This window comes from Hymenobacter oligotrophus, assembly GCF_003574965.1.
Taxonomy (GTDB): Bacteria; Bacteroidota; Bacteroidia; order Cytophagales; family Hymenobacteraceae; genus Solirubrum; species Solirubrum oligotrophum.
Genome location: NZ_CP032317.1, coordinates 704,766 through 718,295, shown reverse-complemented (window position 1 = coordinate 718,295; position 13,530 = coordinate 704,766). Strand labels below are relative to the sequence as shown.

Annotated in this window: 13 protein-coding genes; 8 read left to right on the top strand and 5 right to left on the bottom strand. The window is 62.5% G+C overall.

Going from position 1 to position 13,530, the window contains the following annotated elements:
- Nucleotides 1-11 precede the first annotated feature (11 nt).
- Together D3Y59_RS02965 and D3Y59_RS02960 are read right to left on the bottom strand one after the other, a co-directional pair.
- Nucleotides 12-743 (bottom strand): hypothetical protein, encoded by a 732-nt coding sequence (locus D3Y59_RS02965; RefSeq protein WP_162910502.1) that lies wholly within the window; start codon nucleotides 741-743, stop codon nucleotides 12-14.
- A 433-nt stretch (nucleotides 744-1,176) separates the two neighbouring features.
- A complete protein-coding gene (locus D3Y59_RS02960) occupies nucleotides 1,177-1,416 on the bottom strand; it encodes a hypothetical protein (protein WP_119443697.1) in 240 nt (79 codons plus the stop codon).
- A 283-nt stretch (nucleotides 1,417-1,699) separates the two neighbouring features.
- Between D3Y59_RS02960 and D3Y59_RS02955 the strand changes: the two genes are divergently transcribed.
- From D3Y59_RS02955 to D3Y59_RS02940, 4 genes are all read left to right on the top strand, one after another.
- Nucleotides 1,700-2,245 carry an RNA polymerase sigma factor gene (locus D3Y59_RS02955; RefSeq protein WP_119443696.1) on the top strand — a complete coding sequence of 182 codons (546 nt, stop codon included), beginning with the start codon at nucleotides 1,700-1,702 and terminating at the stop codon, nucleotides 2,243-2,245.
- A gap of 30 nt (nucleotides 2,246-2,275) precedes the next feature.
- Nucleotides 2,276-2,758 carry a hypothetical protein gene (locus D3Y59_RS02950; RefSeq protein WP_119443695.1) on the top strand — a complete coding sequence of 161 codons (483 nt, stop codon included), beginning with the start codon at nucleotides 2,276-2,278 and terminating at the stop codon, nucleotides 2,756-2,758.
- A 29-nt stretch (nucleotides 2,759-2,787) separates the two neighbouring features.
- On the top strand, nucleotides 2,788-3,270 hold the full coding sequence (locus D3Y59_RS02945; protein WP_119443694.1) for a periplasmic heavy metal sensor: 483 nt from the start codon (nucleotides 2,788-2,790) through the stop codon (nucleotides 3,268-3,270).
- 131 nt (nucleotides 3,271-3,401) lie between these two features.
- A complete protein-coding gene (locus D3Y59_RS02940) occupies nucleotides 3,402-4,598 on the top strand; it encodes an aspartate aminotransferase family protein (protein WP_119443693.1) in 1,197 nt (398 codons plus the stop codon).
- 164 nt (nucleotides 4,599-4,762) lie between these two features.
- Here the strand turns inward: D3Y59_RS02940 and D3Y59_RS02935 are convergent, their stop codons facing one another.
- Entirely contained in the window at nucleotides 4,763-5,227 is a 465-nt protein-coding gene (locus tag D3Y59_RS02935; protein ID WP_119443692.1) for a tellurite resistance TerB family protein, read from the bottom strand.
- Between the two features lie 272 nt (nucleotides 5,228-5,499).
- On the opposite strand from D3Y59_RS02935, the gene pfkA reads away from it, so the two are divergent.
- The 3 genes from pfkA to D3Y59_RS02925 all read left to right on the top strand — a co-directional run bounded on the left by pfkA (nucleotide 5,500) and on the right by D3Y59_RS02925 (nucleotide 7,184).
- On the top strand, nucleotides 5,500-6,471 hold the full coding sequence (gene pfkA, locus D3Y59_RS02930; protein WP_119443691.1) for a 6-phosphofructokinase: 972 nt from the start codon (nucleotides 5,500-5,502) through the stop codon (nucleotides 6,469-6,471).
- An 87-nt stretch (nucleotides 6,472-6,558) separates the two neighbouring features.
- Nucleotides 6,559-6,708 (top strand): hypothetical protein, encoded by a 150-nt coding sequence (locus tag D3Y59_RS18155; protein WP_162910501.1) that lies wholly within the window; start codon nucleotides 6,559-6,561, stop codon nucleotides 6,706-6,708.
- A 191-nt stretch (nucleotides 6,709-6,899) separates the two neighbouring features.
- The gene (locus D3Y59_RS02925; protein WP_119443690.1) at nucleotides 6,900-7,184 is read left to right on the top strand and encodes a hypothetical protein; all 285 of its coding nucleotides are present in this window, start codon (nucleotides 6,900-6,902) and stop codon (nucleotides 7,182-7,184) included.
- A gap of 64 nt (nucleotides 7,185-7,248) precedes the next feature.
- On the opposite strand, the gene miaA is transcribed toward D3Y59_RS02925, so the two are convergent.
- Together miaA and D3Y59_RS02915 are read right to left on the bottom strand one after the other, a co-directional pair.
- Complete coding sequence (miaA, locus tag D3Y59_RS02920; protein ID WP_119443689.1) at nucleotides 7,249-8,169, bottom strand: tRNA (adenosine(37)-N6)-dimethylallyltransferase MiaA; 921 nt, start codon at nucleotides 8,167-8,169, stop codon at nucleotides 7,249-7,251.
- Entirely contained in the window at nucleotides 8,166-9,296 is a 1,131-nt protein-coding gene (locus D3Y59_RS02915) for a glycosyltransferase (RefSeq protein ID WP_162910500.1), read from the bottom strand. The genes miaA and D3Y59_RS02915 overlap by 4 nt, the downstream gene beginning before the upstream one ends.
- Nucleotides 9,297-9,434: 138 nt before the next feature.
- Between D3Y59_RS02915 and D3Y59_RS02910 the strand changes: the two genes are divergently transcribed.
- Nucleotides 9,435-13,520 (top strand): PAS domain S-box protein, encoded by a 4,086-nt coding sequence (locus D3Y59_RS02910; RefSeq protein WP_119443687.1) that lies wholly within the window; start codon nucleotides 9,435-9,437, stop codon nucleotides 13,518-13,520.
- Nucleotides 13,521-13,530: the final 10 nt, after the last annotated feature.

Sequence of the window (13,530 nt, the reverse complement as noted above, 5' to 3'; positions counted from 1 at the left end):
CGGGTAGTTGCTCAGGCCAGCCCCGAGCTTCGCTGGTGCCGAAACAGCGAAATATTGCTGGCTTCGTCGCCCAGGCGCAGGCAGCGGCACGAGGCCACCAGCACCACTCCTAGCACGCAAAGCCACAGCAAGGCCAGCCAAGGCGCATGCATTGGTCCGTAGCCGGCCAGCACACCCGAGCGCAGCAACGGATCGAGCACGCCCGTAACCACTACCGCGTTGGCCGCCAACGGCACCAGCAGCAGGCCCAGAAACAGGGCGCCGCGCTTGGGGTGCAGCAGGGCATCGTGGGCCCGAATGGCAGGCGGCACCACCAGCAGCAGCACCAGCAAAATGGCCGCCAGCCAGCTGGCGCCCCACTCGCCCAGTAGCTGCCGCATCAGGTGGGTTTCGGGGCCTGCGGCGAGTGTGGCCGAGCTCAGGCGGGCCAGCGGCAGACTGGCAAACACCAGCGCCAAGCCAACCGCCCGCGTGCGGGCATGGTGGTTTTCGGCGAGCAGCTGGTAGCCCAGCCACATTTGCAGGTAGGGCAAGCTGGCACCTAGGGCCTGGGCGCCCAGTTGGCCGGCTTCGGTGGCGGCGCAGCTACTGCAACTCTCCCACTCGCTGAACGTGCGGTTGCCCCAGCAGCCGCACATCGCACGCATCAGAAGCATCCGCAAGCTCATGCGCACCTCCTGGGTGAAAAACATGAGCGCCAGCAGCGCCAACGCATAACCCGATGTGATGCGGAATCGGAGCATAAAGCCGAGCTGATTAGTCTTCCGAAACCATACGCCTGCAACTGCCGCCTGTGCTTGCGCTTTGGCCACGCTGCCCCGGCCAGCGCCGGGCAGGCACTATCAATATACACTCTCTTAACTACTTATGAAACACAACAGGCCACAACTATCTGGGCTGACTATACCTAACTCTGCCATAAAGCTTGGGCAGCGGGCTTGCTGGGCGCGGTAGAACGGCATTGGGCTGCTGGGTATGCCACGCTGGCTGCCCGGCGCAACCGGCCCCTGCCGCGGCGGGCCACAAGCGGCACCTAGGGCCACCTTGCGCGACTTCTTGCTCCGGCGGGCCCTACTTCAGGATTTCAACAACCGGCCGGCGGCCCGTGGCCTTTTCCATTTCGCGGGTGAAATCAGCCAACGAAACGACTTTTACCTTAAGCCTGAGCTCCTGGACTTATTTTATTTGCCCTTTGCCCGAAGAATAGTCCATCATGTCCGAATACTTGTAGGTATTCAGGGCTTCGCGGGTGGGTTCGGCCAGCACCAGGTTGTCGGCTTCGCTGTAGCTCAGCTTCTTAAGCTCGCCCGCCTGGTACGCCTCTGCCACTACCGCAAACGAAACTTCGACGCCTTTGGGCTCATGCCGGCAGGCCGTGGCCACGAGGGCAATCAGCAGGACAATTAGTTTACGCATGGGTTGCTTGAAGAAAGAAGTGTTAGTGGCCGGATGCAGATAGCGGCCTGCAAGTAAAACAACCCTGCCCGAAGCAACCGTTATTTGCCGACCGCAAAATTTGCCCATCGGGTGCCAGGCACTGGCAAGCGGTGGCGCGCTTGACCGCCGCGCGGCGGCAAGGCTGGTGGGGTCGGCCGCACAGGCGAATAACAATTTCTGGCGCACCAGTTAAACCCAGCCGGGTGGCTTGCGTCTAACCCCGCACACGCCAACCGCCTCTCCCACTTCTCCCCTCGCCCGTTTGGAAGACCAGGAAATCCTCCTCAAGTTTCGGGACCCCGCTGCGCGCAACGTGGCCTTCAACCAACTGGTGCGCAAGTACCAGCAGCGGGTGTACTGGCACGTGCGCAAAATGGTAATCGACCACGACGATGCCGACGACCTGGTGCAGGACGTGTTCGTGAAGGTGTGGAACAACCTCGAGAACTTCCGCGCCGACGCCTCGCTCTACACTTGGATTTACCGCATTGCCACCAACGAATGCCTTAACTTTTTGCAGAGCAAGCGGCGCAAGTTTTTCCTGCCGCTCAACGATGTGGGCGCCGAGCTTTCGGCCAAGCTCGAGGCCGACGACTCCTTGGCCGCCGACGAGGTGGAGCTGAAGTTGCAGAAAGCCATTTTGCGCCTGCCCGACAAGCAGCGCATGGTGTTTAACCTGCGCTACTACGACGAAATGCCCTACGAGCAAATGGCCGAGGTTACCGGCACCAGCGTGGGCGCCCTTAAGGCATCGTACCACCACGCCGTCAAGAAGATCGAGCAATACGTAAACGAAGCCAGCCATTAAACCTCGGGGCTTTGCGGCCCTCTAACCGATATGAAAATGCCTTTTCGCCTCGACGACCACCCCCGGCGGCAGCCCCCGCTGGCCGCGCCGCCCGAGGACTACTTCGATAAGCTGCCGCTGCGCGTGATGCAGCGCGTGCGCCCCGCCGAACCCGAGGCAGCGCCGCTGTTTGGCTGGCTGGCGGCGCTTAGCGCGCCGCTGCGCACAGCCCTGGCCTCGGCGCTGGTGCTGGTGGCTTTTGTGGGCGCGTTTTGGCTTACCAACGGCCCGGCGCGCTACGCCGCTGGCCCGGCGGCGGCCGTGGCGCCTAGGTCGGCGCAGGCGTTGGCGGCCGTGCCGCACGCCGAGGTGGTGCAGTACCTGCTCACCCACGATGAGCGCCTGACGCTGCAGGACCTGTCGGAAACGCCCGTGGCCGACCGCGACCTGACGGCCACGTTTTTGCCCGGCACCTCGCGCGCCGAGCTCGAAGCCGCCCTCGACGAGCAGCCCAGCGTGGATGTTTACCTCTAAGCCCATCTTTGCAACTCCTTTCTCCTGATATGAAGCTTTTTCGATTGCTCTACCCGCTGCTTGTGCTGCTGGCCCTAGGTGCCGGCGCGCCCGCCATGGCACAGCGGCCCGGTGGCCCCGGCAACGGCCCGCGCATGGAGCGCCTCGAAAGCGCCCGCGTGGCCTACATCACCGAAAAACTGGCCCTCACGCCCGAACAGTCGCAGCGCTTCTGGCCCTTGTTCAACGAGTACACCGAAAAGCGCCGGGCCCTGCGCCGCCAGGCCGGCGAGGCGCGCCGCGGCACCGATTACTCCGCCATGAGCGACAAAGACATTCGGGCGGCGCTCAACCAGCAGTTTGCCATGCGCCAGAACGAGCTGAACCTCGACAAAGAGTATGTGGCCCGTTTTGAGAAGGTAATTACCCTGCGCCAGGTGGCCCAGCTGCAGCAGGCCGAACGCGAGTTTACCCGCGCCCTTATCAAGCGCCTCGACAACCGCCCTGCCCAAGCCGCCACCAACGACGATTAACTCCGCTGCTCGCACTCCACAAACAAGGCGCCCCGCTGGGGGCGCCTTGTTTGTTTTGCCCTAGGTACCGGGCGCTGGCGGCGCGGTTATGCCTTGGGTGGGGTAACTTTGCGGGCTCGTTCTGCACGCTTATGCTTACTCCCCGCCAGCTTTTTTTGCGCCACCAGGCCCAAACGTCCGACTTTCCGTTGCTGCTCGAAATTGAGCGCGCCGAAGGCGTGTGGATGTACTCGCCCGACGGCGGCCGCATTCTCGATCTGATTTCGGGCATTGGCGTGAGCAACGTGGGGCACCGCCACCCGCGCGTACTGCAAGCCATTCAGCAGCAGCTCGATAAGTACTTGCACCTGATGGTGTACGGCGAGTTGGTACAGGCGCCGCCGGCCGAGCTGGCCCACGCCCTGCACCAAACCCTGCCCCCGGCCCTCGACAACGTGTACTTCGTGAACTCGGGCACCGAGGCTGTGGAGGGCGCGCTTAAGCTGGCCAAGCGCCACACCGGCCGCACCGAGCTCATCAGCTGCCACAACGCCTACCACGGCTCCACGCAGGGCGCCTTGTCGGTAAACGGCTCCGAGGGCTTTAAGCGCAGCTACCGCCCCCTGCTGCCCGATGTGCGCCACATCCGCTACAACCACCTGCCCGACCTCGAGCTGATTACCACGCGCACGGCCGCCGTAATCGTGGAAACGGTACAGGGCGAAGCCGGCGTGCGCGTGCCCCTGCACGACTACCTAGGGCACCTGCGCCGCCGCTGCACCCAAGTGGGCGCGCTGCTGATTTTGGACGAAATTCAGTGCGGTTTTGGCCGCACGGGCACGTTCTGGGCCTTCGAGCAATTTGGCATCGAGCCCGATATTCTGCTTACGGCCAAAGGCATGGGCGGCGGCATGCCCATCGGGGCATTCATTTCGCGCCAGGAAATCATGCAGGGCTTCAAGACGAACCCCATCCTGGGCCACTGCACCACCTTCGGCGGCCACCCCGTGTCGTGCGCGGCCTCGCTGGCCACGCTGCGCACTATCCTCGACGACAACCTGCTGGCCGGCGTACCTGGCAAAGCCGCGCGCTTCCGGCAGCAGCTGGTGCACCCGGCCATTCGGGCGGTGCGCGGCCAGGGACTGATGATGGCTGTGGAGTTTGAGTCGTTTGCGGTACTGAAGCCCATCATCGACCACGCCCTCGCGCACGAAGGCATACTTACCGACTGGTTTTTGTTCTGCGACAACTCGCTGCGCCTGGCCCCGCCCCTCACCATCGCCGACGACGAAATCGACTACGCCTGCGCGGCCTTGCTGCGGGCCATTGATGCAGTAGCCCGGCAGTAGCAAGCGCCGCAAGCCGCGACGCTTGCTTTCATCTGTCATCCTGACGCAGGAAGGACCTTATCACGCGAGAACGAAAATCGTAGCAACGACTTGTTCAGCGGTGGTAAGGTCCTTCGCTTTGCTCAGGATGACTGTATAGTAAGCCCTAGGTACGCCGCAGCCAACTATAGGCCGCGGCCGTGGGCGGCGGTGCCTTCGCCTTTGAAATTCAGGAAGGCTTCCGATTCGGTCTTGATTTGTTCGCGGGGCAGGCCGTCGCGCACGCCCATGGATATTTTGCGCACCAGCACGCCCACAATGGCTTTGCGGAAGCCCAGCTTCTCGGCCATGTCGATGCAAAAATCCATTTCGTTGTCGTCCACCACGCCATCGGCCAGCATCATGTCCACCAGGTCGAAGATTTGGTCGAAGCGCTCGGAGTCGTTGTCGGGCAGCGTAAGGCTATGCTGCTGCGCCTGTGCCACCACGCTGCGCACATCGCTCGAGCTCAGCCCGTTTTTCTTCCCCACCGACACCAGGAAATTCATCTCCCGCTCGTCGATGTGCCCGTCGACGCGGGCCAGCGAAGCCAGGTTGTGAATGTGGCTGCGTACTTTCTTGCTTTGTTCGCTTTCGAAGAAACCAAACATACGGTGGGAAGAGAAACGGTGAAGGAGAACGGCCGCACCAAAAGCCTAGCTGGCTAGTGCCAACCCGCGGCCAAGCCGGTTGGCTACGAGGGCGATGTTAATTTATCTTTTCCCTCCTAGCTCTGCATACGCAAGCCGAAAAAAAACTGTCAAATAATGGCGCATATTTGCAGGCTTAAATCAGCAACCCGCCGTACCGGTTAGTAGTTGCTTTACATTGCCACACCTGAACGGGCCGCCAATCGGCCCGTTTTTCTGCCCTTCTTACTAGCATGAAACGCATCGGAGTGTTTACGAGCGGCGGCGACGCGCCCGGCATGAACGCGTGCATCCGCGCCGTGGTGCGCACGGCCCTCTACCACGGCATCGAAGTTTACGGCATTATGCGCGGGTACTCCGGCATGATCAAAGGCGAAATCGTGCGGCTCGACACCACCTCGGTGGCCAACATCGTGCAGCGCGGCGGCACCATTCTTAAGTCGGCTCGCTCGCAGAAGTTCATGACGAAGGAGGGCCGCCAACAGGCGTTCGATCAGCTGGTGAACCACAAGATCGAGGGCCTCGTGGCCATCGGCGGCAACGGTACTTTTACCGGCGCCATGAAGTTTGAAGAGGAGTTCGGCATTCCGACCGTAGGGGCACCCGGCACCATCGACAACGACCTCTACGGCACCGATTACACCATTGGCTACGACACGGCCGTGAACACGGCGCTCGACGCCATCGACAAAATCCGCGACACGGCCGACTCGCACGACCGCGCCTTTTTTGTGGAGGTAATGGGCCGCGACTCGGGCTACATTGCCATTCCGTGCGCCATTGGCGGCGGGGCCGAAATTGTGTTGGTGCCCGAGCAGCAGCAAAGCATCGATACGGTTATCGAAACGCTGCAAACCGCCCGCAAGCGCCAAAAGTCGTCGTTCCTGATCATCGTAGCCGAGGGCGACGAGGAAGGCAACGCCACCATCATTGCCAACAAAGTGAAGGAGGCCATTCCGGAAATGGACGCCCGCGTAACGGTTATCGGCCACATTCAGCGCGGCGGGGCCCCCTCGGCAGCCGACCGCCTGCTGGCTTCGCAAATTGGCATTGCGGCCGTGGAGGGTTTGGTGAACGGCATGCGCAACGTAATGGCCGGCATCGTCGACCGCAAGCTGGTGTACACCCCTTTCCACGACACTATTTACAAGAAAAAGCTCATCAACCAGGGCTTTATGCGCATGGTGGAGATTTTGTCGGTGTAGCAAACTGCCACGCCGCCGCGCAAGCCGGTAAAGCAACGTCGCCCACCTTGGGCCCCGTTGCTTTACCGGCTTTTCGCATTTAGCTAAATGAATTACCCCTACGCCCTGCTGCTGGCCCTAGGTGCCGCCGCGCCTGCTCTGGCCCAACAGCTACCCCCCGAGCCAGTTGCTCCTGCCCCGCCCCGGGCCTCGTGGCACCTAGGCGCGGGCTCGGCCGGCATGGGTACCGGCGACTAGATGACGCTAAAAGCGCAGGCAGAATACCGCCCGCTGCTGGGCCGCTACCTGGGCTTGGGCACGCGCGTGGCGCTGTTGGGCGGCAACCGCCAAAACGAGGCCACCGTGTACAACCCCGACCGGCCCGGCACGCCTGGCATAACGGTGCCCTACGCAGCGAGCTACCAGGCCGCCCACCTGAAGCAGGAGCTGTGTACGTGCACCCGCTGGGCAACTACCGCCGCGTGCTGTTTGCCGTGGCCTTGGGCGGCTACGCGGGCTACTCCAACCGCTACGGCGCGCCCAGCACCCGCATCAATTGGGCCACCAACACCAGCTACATCGATTTCGACCACGAGCAAGGCTTGCTGGCCGGCTACCTGTTTTCGTTGAACCTCGACTTGGCCGTGGGCAGCAACCGCAGCTGGCTCGTAGGCGGCAAAAGCGCGTTCCAGAACGACACCTTCGGCAACTCGCTCGCTAGCCTGCAACTGTAATTGGGCCGGCAATTCTAGCCCCTTTGGCTTGCTGCCCGGGCTGGCACCTAGGGCAAGCAAGCGCCTAGGTGCGCTGGGCTAGGTGGGCGCGTAGCCAGGCTTCGGCCTCATCGGGGTGTAGCCAATGGTAGGCCGGGTCGCGGCGCAGCCAGGTAAGCTGGCGCTTGGCGTAGCGGCGGGTGTTGCGTTTGAGCAGGCGCACGGCCTCGGCCCAGTCGTAGGCGCCGTCCAGAAAACCAAAGATTTCCTGGTAGCCCACGGTTTGCAACGCCTGCTTTTCGCGGTGCGGCACCAGGGCTTTCACTTCGTCGAGCAAGCCTTCGGTTAGCATCTGATCCACGCGCAAATCAATGCGCTGGTACAGCTCGTCCCGCTCGCGGCTGAGGGCCACTTTCAGCACCTCAAACGGGCGTTCGGCTTTGGGGCTGCTGCCGTGGAAGGCGCTGAAAGGCCGGCCGGTGCTTAGCGTCACCTCCAGGGCCCGCAGCACGCGCACGTGGTTTTGGCGGTCGATGCGCTCGTGGCATACCGGGTCGAGCTCGGCCAGCTGGGCTACCAGGGCGGGCAGGCCCTGTTCCTCGAGCTGCTGCTGCAGTTGCGCGCGCACGGCGGGGTCGGCGGGCGGCAGGTCGTCGAAACCATCGGTAATGGCCTGCAGGTACAAGCCCGAGCCGCCCGTGAGGACAACCACCCGGTGGCGCTGAAACAGCTGCTGCAACAGGTGCAGGCAATCGGCTTCGTAGCGGCCGGCGCTGTACTCCTCCTCCACCGAGTGCGAATCGATGAAATGGTGCGGCACGCCCTGCATTTCGGCGGCGGTGGGTTTGGCCGTGCCGATGCTCATTTCGCGGAAGAACTGGCGCGCATCGGCCGATACCACCTCGGTGCCCAAATGCTGCGCCATGCGCACGCACAATGCCGTTTTGCCCACGGCCGTGGGGCCGGCTACTACCAGCAGCAGCGGCGGGGTTGCTTGTTTGCTCATGCAGTTACGGGTTGAGGCCCCGCGGTAAGCCAAAGCGCCTCGTACAGGCGCAGCAGTTCGGTTTCTTCGTGCTGCCAGTTAAGCTCCAGGCGGGCCAGCTGGCAGTTACAGGCCAGCTGCGCGCGGCGTTCGGGCGCATCGCGCAGCAGGCGGTTGAGCGCGGCGGCCAAGCATTCGGGCGTCAGGTGCGGCACCACTTCGGCCACCTGGTAGGCGTCGTTCAGGGCCAGGTACTCCGGAAACGGCGAAATCAGCTGCGGCACACCGGCGTGCAGGTAATCAAAAAACTTGTTGGCCAAGGAGTAATAGTAGCTGAGCCCTAGGTGCTCGAGCACGCTAATGCCCACGGCAGCACCTAGGGTTACCTGGCGCAGCTCGGCCGGCACCACGTACCCCCGAAACGCCACCTTGCCGCTGGCCAGCAGCCCTAGGTCGGCGGCGCGCTGGCGCAGCTGGGCCGACAGGTCACCCTCGCCGCAAATCACCAGCCGGCCCTCAACCGCGGGCATGGCATCAAGCAACGCCTCGAGGCCGCGGCCCACGTTCAGCACGCCTTGGTACAGGATATAGCCGGCTGCCGGGGCGCTGGCGGGCGCGTCGGCACCTAGGCGGCTGATGTTGCGCACCACCCCAAACGGCCGCCCGTAGCGCTGGCCAAACCACCGGGCCAGCGCCGGTCCCACCGTGTAAGCCAGCGTGGCCCGGGGCACCACCCATTGCTCCACCCCGCGCCACGCGCGCTGCACCCACGGGCGGGCCACCACCTCGGGCACTTCGGTAAATAGTTCGTGGGCATCGTACACAAAAGGCCGGCCGCCGAGGCGGGCCCGCAGCCACACCGGCAGCGCGGCGTCGAGGTCGGCGGCGCAGTAGGCGTGCCAGCCGCGCTGCCGCAGCAGGTACAGCAGCAGCCGGATGTTGTACTCTGCGTAGAAGAGCTTGCCCTTGTTGAACCAACAGCGAAGCCGCACTTGTTCAAAGGGTTGCGCGCCGAGTGGGCGCGAGCTGGGCAGTTGCCGCCCCACCAGCCGCACGCCATAGCCGTGCTGCGCCAGCGAGGCACAAATGCGCTGCATGCGCTGGTCGTAAGTAAGGTCGGAGGTAACGGCGAAAAGCAGACGGCGCACGGCGATGCACAAATTCATCCTTTTCCGGCGCACCCGATTGGGTGTTTGGTTAGGATATATTTGACAAATTTAAGCGGTTAACCTGCTTATCACCGGCCACGGCCCAACCCAGGGGCCGCTGCAGCTGTAGTTACTGCGATGTCATTCCAAACCGATCAGGCCTTGCCGGCCACCGATTACGCTACGTACCGCGCCCTGTTCGACGGGGCCTTCGATGCCATTTTGCTCTACGATGCGCAAGGCCGGCTTTTCGACTGCAACCAGCGCACCTTGGATTTGCTGCGTACCTCGCGCGAGCGGCTGCTCGAAACAGGCCTGATGAGCTTCACGCGTGCCCAGCCCGCCGCCGGGCCGCATTGGGCCGCCGAAAGCGACTTGGGCGAGGCCATCCGGCACTGCGCCGCCACCGGCGAGCAGGCCTCGCGGGTGTGGTACGCGGCCGATACCAGCCATAACGAGGTTGATGTATGGCTGACGGTGCACCGGCTGGAGCTGCCCGACCAACGCAAAATCGTGCAGCTCACGGCCCGCGACGTAACCACCCAGCGCCGCAACAACGAAACCGACAAGCAGCGCATTGCGGTGGAGCATTTGCACAACCAGCTCCGCGACGTGCTGAGCCGGGCCAACATGTGTTACCTGGAGCTCGACCGCAACGCGCGCATTGCCGATTTCAACGAGCACTTTGAGCACCTGACGGGCTACACCCGCGAGGAGATTGTTGGCCGGGAGTACTTCGAAACGTTTGCCCCGGTGGCCGAGCGCGAGCCGCGCCGCCACGCCTTCCGCATGTCGCTGGAGCAGCAAAAGCTCTACGATTTTGTGGAGCGCTCCTTGCTGGGCCGCGACGGCAACAAGCGCACCTTGTTCTGGCACTCCGAGTTTGCCCACACGCCCACCGGCGAAATCCGGGGCATCTTTTTTATCGGTTACGACACCACCGACCGCCAGGTAACGGCCAAGGCCCTGACCGACAACCGCTCGCGCCTGCAGGATTTCCTCGACAACGCCCACGACCTGATCCAGAACCTGTCGGTCGACAACCGCTTTTTGTTCGTGAACAAAGCCTGGAAGGAAAAACTGGGCTACGACGACGACGAGCTTTCGGAGCTGACCCTAGGTGATGTGGTGCACCCCTACTACAAGGCCAAGCTGCTGTACCAGCTGCGCAACCTGTACAAGGGCGAGAAGGTGAACAAGCTCGAAACGGTGTTCCTGACCAAAACGGGCAAGCCGGTCCACCTCATTGGCTCTATTACCTGCCACTGGGACGAAGGCGAGCCGGTTAGCACCCGTGCCATTCTGCACGACATCACCGACCGCATCAAGGCCGAGCGCCTGCAGAAGGTATACTACAGCATTGCCAACCTGGCCATCAGCTCCAAAGACCTGCACTCGTTGTACGGCGCCATTCACCGCGAGCTGAGCAAGATCATCGAAACCAACAACTTCTACATCGCCCTCAGCGACGAGGCCCGCACGCAGCTGCAGTTTGCGTACTTCGTCGATCAGAACTCCCAGGGCGAGAAGGCGATGGTAACGCGCCCGTTTTCGTCGGGGGTGTCGGAGTACATCATCCGCACGGGCAAGCCGCAAATTCTGGTGCGCGAGGACCTGCAAATGCTCATTGCCGACGGCACCATTACGGCCTACGGGCTGATGCCGGAGGTGATGCTTTGCTCGCCGCTGAGCATTGGCGATAGGATCATCGGCGTGATTGCCGTGCAGGACTACGCCAACCGCGAGGCCTACGCCCCCTCCGACCTAGAGATTCTGCACTTCATCTCGAACCAGGTGGCGCTGGCCATTGAGCGCAAGCGCAACGAGGTGCAGATCAACAAGCAGAACGCGCGCCTCAACGCCATTTTCGAAAGCGGCACGCACTTGATGTGGTCGGTGGATCTGAAGTCGCGCCTTACCTCGTTCAACCGCAACTACGCGGCGTATTTCCTGCGCCGCAACGGGGTGCACCCGGCCCTCAACATCAACCTCTGGCACGCCGACCTGGCCATGATGGACGAAGAGGCGCGGCAGCTGTTTATCGAGCACTACACGCGCGCCTTCGAGGGCGTGCCGCAGCGCTTCGAGGTGCGCCTGCGCGACGTGCGCGGCCACGATACCTGGCGCGAAATCTACCTCAACCCGATTTACCTCGACGACGGCACCTTCGAGGAAATTTCGGGCATTGCGCACGACATCACCGACAAAAAACGCGGGCAGCTGGAGCTGGCAGCGCAGGAAGAAAAATTCCGGGCCATTTTCGAGTCGTTCCAGGACGTGTACTACCGCACCGATGGCCAAGGCATTCTGACGCTGCTAAGCCCCTCGGTGCATGATATGTTGGGCTACGAGCCGCACGAGGTAATCGGCACGCACATCGTCAATTACTACGTGGACCCCGCCGACCGCGACGCCTTGCTGCAAACCATCAGGCAGGAGGGCGAAGTGCGCAACTACGAGATTGACATGCGCCACAAAGACGGGCACCCGGTTAGTGTACTCATCAACGCGCGCATGGTGCAAGATGGCCCGGCCGGTACCGAGGGCATTGCCCGCGACATTACGGAGCTTAAAACGCTGAACGACGACCTGCGCCGCGCCAAGGACGAAGCCGAGCAAGCCCTGCACGCCAAAACCCAGTTTTTGGCCAACATGAGCCACGAGCTGCGCACGCCCATGAACGGCATCATCGGCATGATTGACTTGCTGCACCAAACGGTGGCCTCGGAAGAGCAAGAGGAGTACATCGACACGCTCCGCAAATCATCCGACGCGCTGCTGGCCATCCTGAACGACATTCTGGATTTGTCGAAGATTCAGGCGGGCAAAATGGAGCTGAACGAGGAGGGCATGGATTTGCACTACACCCTCGACAAAATTCACTCGCTGTTTGCCAACCGGGCGCAGCAAAAGCACCTCAACTTCACCTACGAGATTACGCCGCACACGCCGCGCTTCATCATTACCGACGAAACGCGTTTGCTGCAGGTGCTCAGCAACCTCACGTCCAACGCCATCAAGTTCACGCAACAGGGCTCGGTAACGGTGCGCGTCACGTCGGTGTTTACCGATGGTGTGGAGCACACGTTGCGGTTTGAGGTGCAGGACTCGGGCATTGGTATTTCGCCCGAAAACGCGAAGCTGCTGTTCACCAACTTCACGCAGCTCGACACCACGCCCACCAAATCGTTTGGCGGCACGGGCCTAGGTCTGGCCATCAGCAAGCAGCTCACGGAGCTGATGGGCGGCACCATTGGCGTCGACTCGAACGTGGGCGAAGGCTCCACGTTCTGGTTTAGCATCCGGTGCCGCGTGGCCACCAACGAAATGGAAATATTGCAGGAGCGCCAAGCCTCGCGCGACCGTTCGGGCGCCGAGGTGATGCGCTTTGAGCAGGCGCCGCGCGTGCTGCTCGTCGACGACAACCCCATCAACCAGAAAGTGGCCGTGCGCTTGCTCGATAAGCTGGGCTGCCGCACCGATGTGGCCGGCGACGGGTTTGAGGCCATTGGCTTGGCCACCAGCGGCCTGCGCTACGACGTCATCTTCATGGACATTCAAATGCCTGAAATGGACGGCGTTACGGCCATGCGCGAAATCCGGCGGCGCTTAGGTCCGGGTTGCCCTCCGGTGGTGGCCATGACGGCCTACTCGATGAAGGAAGACGCCGAACGGTTTGTGCAGCAGGGAATGGACGATTACGTGCCCAAACCCGTGAAAAGCCAGGACCTGTACGAGGTGCTCTGCCGCTGGCGGCCGCAAGCAGCCCTGCTGACCAACGCCCCCGCCCTAGGTGATGCCGAGCCCACCGACGCCGGAGCACCCGCGGCCAATGCCGCTGATGCCGCCGACGCCCTGGCAAAAGCCGACCACGACCCGCGCCCCATTATTGATATGGAAACCGTGGAGCAGCTGCGTCAGTTGGGCGGGGCCGATTTTGCAGCCGGGTTGTTTGCCGATTTCGAACACGAAGCCGGGCCATTGCTGGAGGAGGCCCAAACGCTGGTTGATGCCGGAAAATACGCCGATATTCTGCCGCACCTGCACCAACTGAAGGGCACCGGGTTCACGCTTGGCCTCACGCGCCTGGCCGAACAGGCAAAACATTTGGAACATGACTTAAAGCAGGGCCGTACGGAGAATACAGTGCAGGATTTTCAGGTGCTTTTGCATTACTTCGCGCAGTTCGTGGCCACTTACCCGGCCCAAACCAGCGCCACCTGACGCGCGCTTT

Bases quoted from the DNA above. Each gene is read 5' to 3' on its own strand.
- D3Y59_RS02910 (WP_119443687.1), top strand. From the start codon at position 9,435: ATGTCATTCCAAACCGATCAGGCCTTGCCGGCCACCGATTACGCTACG.
- D3Y59_RS02960 (WP_119443697.1), bottom strand. From the start codon at position 1,416: ATGCGTAAACTAATTGTCCTGCTGATTGCCCTCGTGGCCACGGCCTGC.
- D3Y59_RS02935 (WP_119443692.1), bottom strand. From the start codon at position 5,227: ATGTTTGGTTTCTTCGAAAGCGAACAAAGCAAGAAAGTACGCAGCCAC.
- D3Y59_RS02945 (WP_119443694.1), top strand. From the start codon at position 2,788: ATGAAGCTTTTTCGATTGCTCTACCCGCTGCTTGTGCTGCTGGCCCTA.
- D3Y59_RS02940 (WP_119443693.1), top strand. From the start codon at position 3,402: ATGCTTACTCCCCGCCAGCTTTTTTTGCGCCACCAGGCCCAAACGTCC.
- pfkA (WP_119443691.1), top strand. From the start codon at position 5,500: ATGAAACGCATCGGAGTGTTTACGAGCGGCGGCGACGCGCCCGGCATG.
- miaA (WP_119443689.1), bottom strand. From the start codon at position 8,169: ATGAGCAAACAAGCAACCCCGCCGCTGCTGCTGGTAGTAGCCGGCCCC.
- D3Y59_RS02965 (WP_162910502.1), bottom strand. From the start codon at position 743: ATGCTCCGATTCCGCATCACATCGGGTTATGCGTTGGCGCTGCTGGCG.
- D3Y59_RS02950 (WP_119443695.1), top strand. From the start codon at position 2,276: ATGAAAATGCCTTTTCGCCTCGACGACCACCCCCGGCGGCAGCCCCCG.
- D3Y59_RS18155 (WP_162910501.1), top strand. From the start codon at position 6,559: ATGAATTACCCCTACGCCCTGCTGCTGGCCCTAGGTGCCGCCGCGCCT.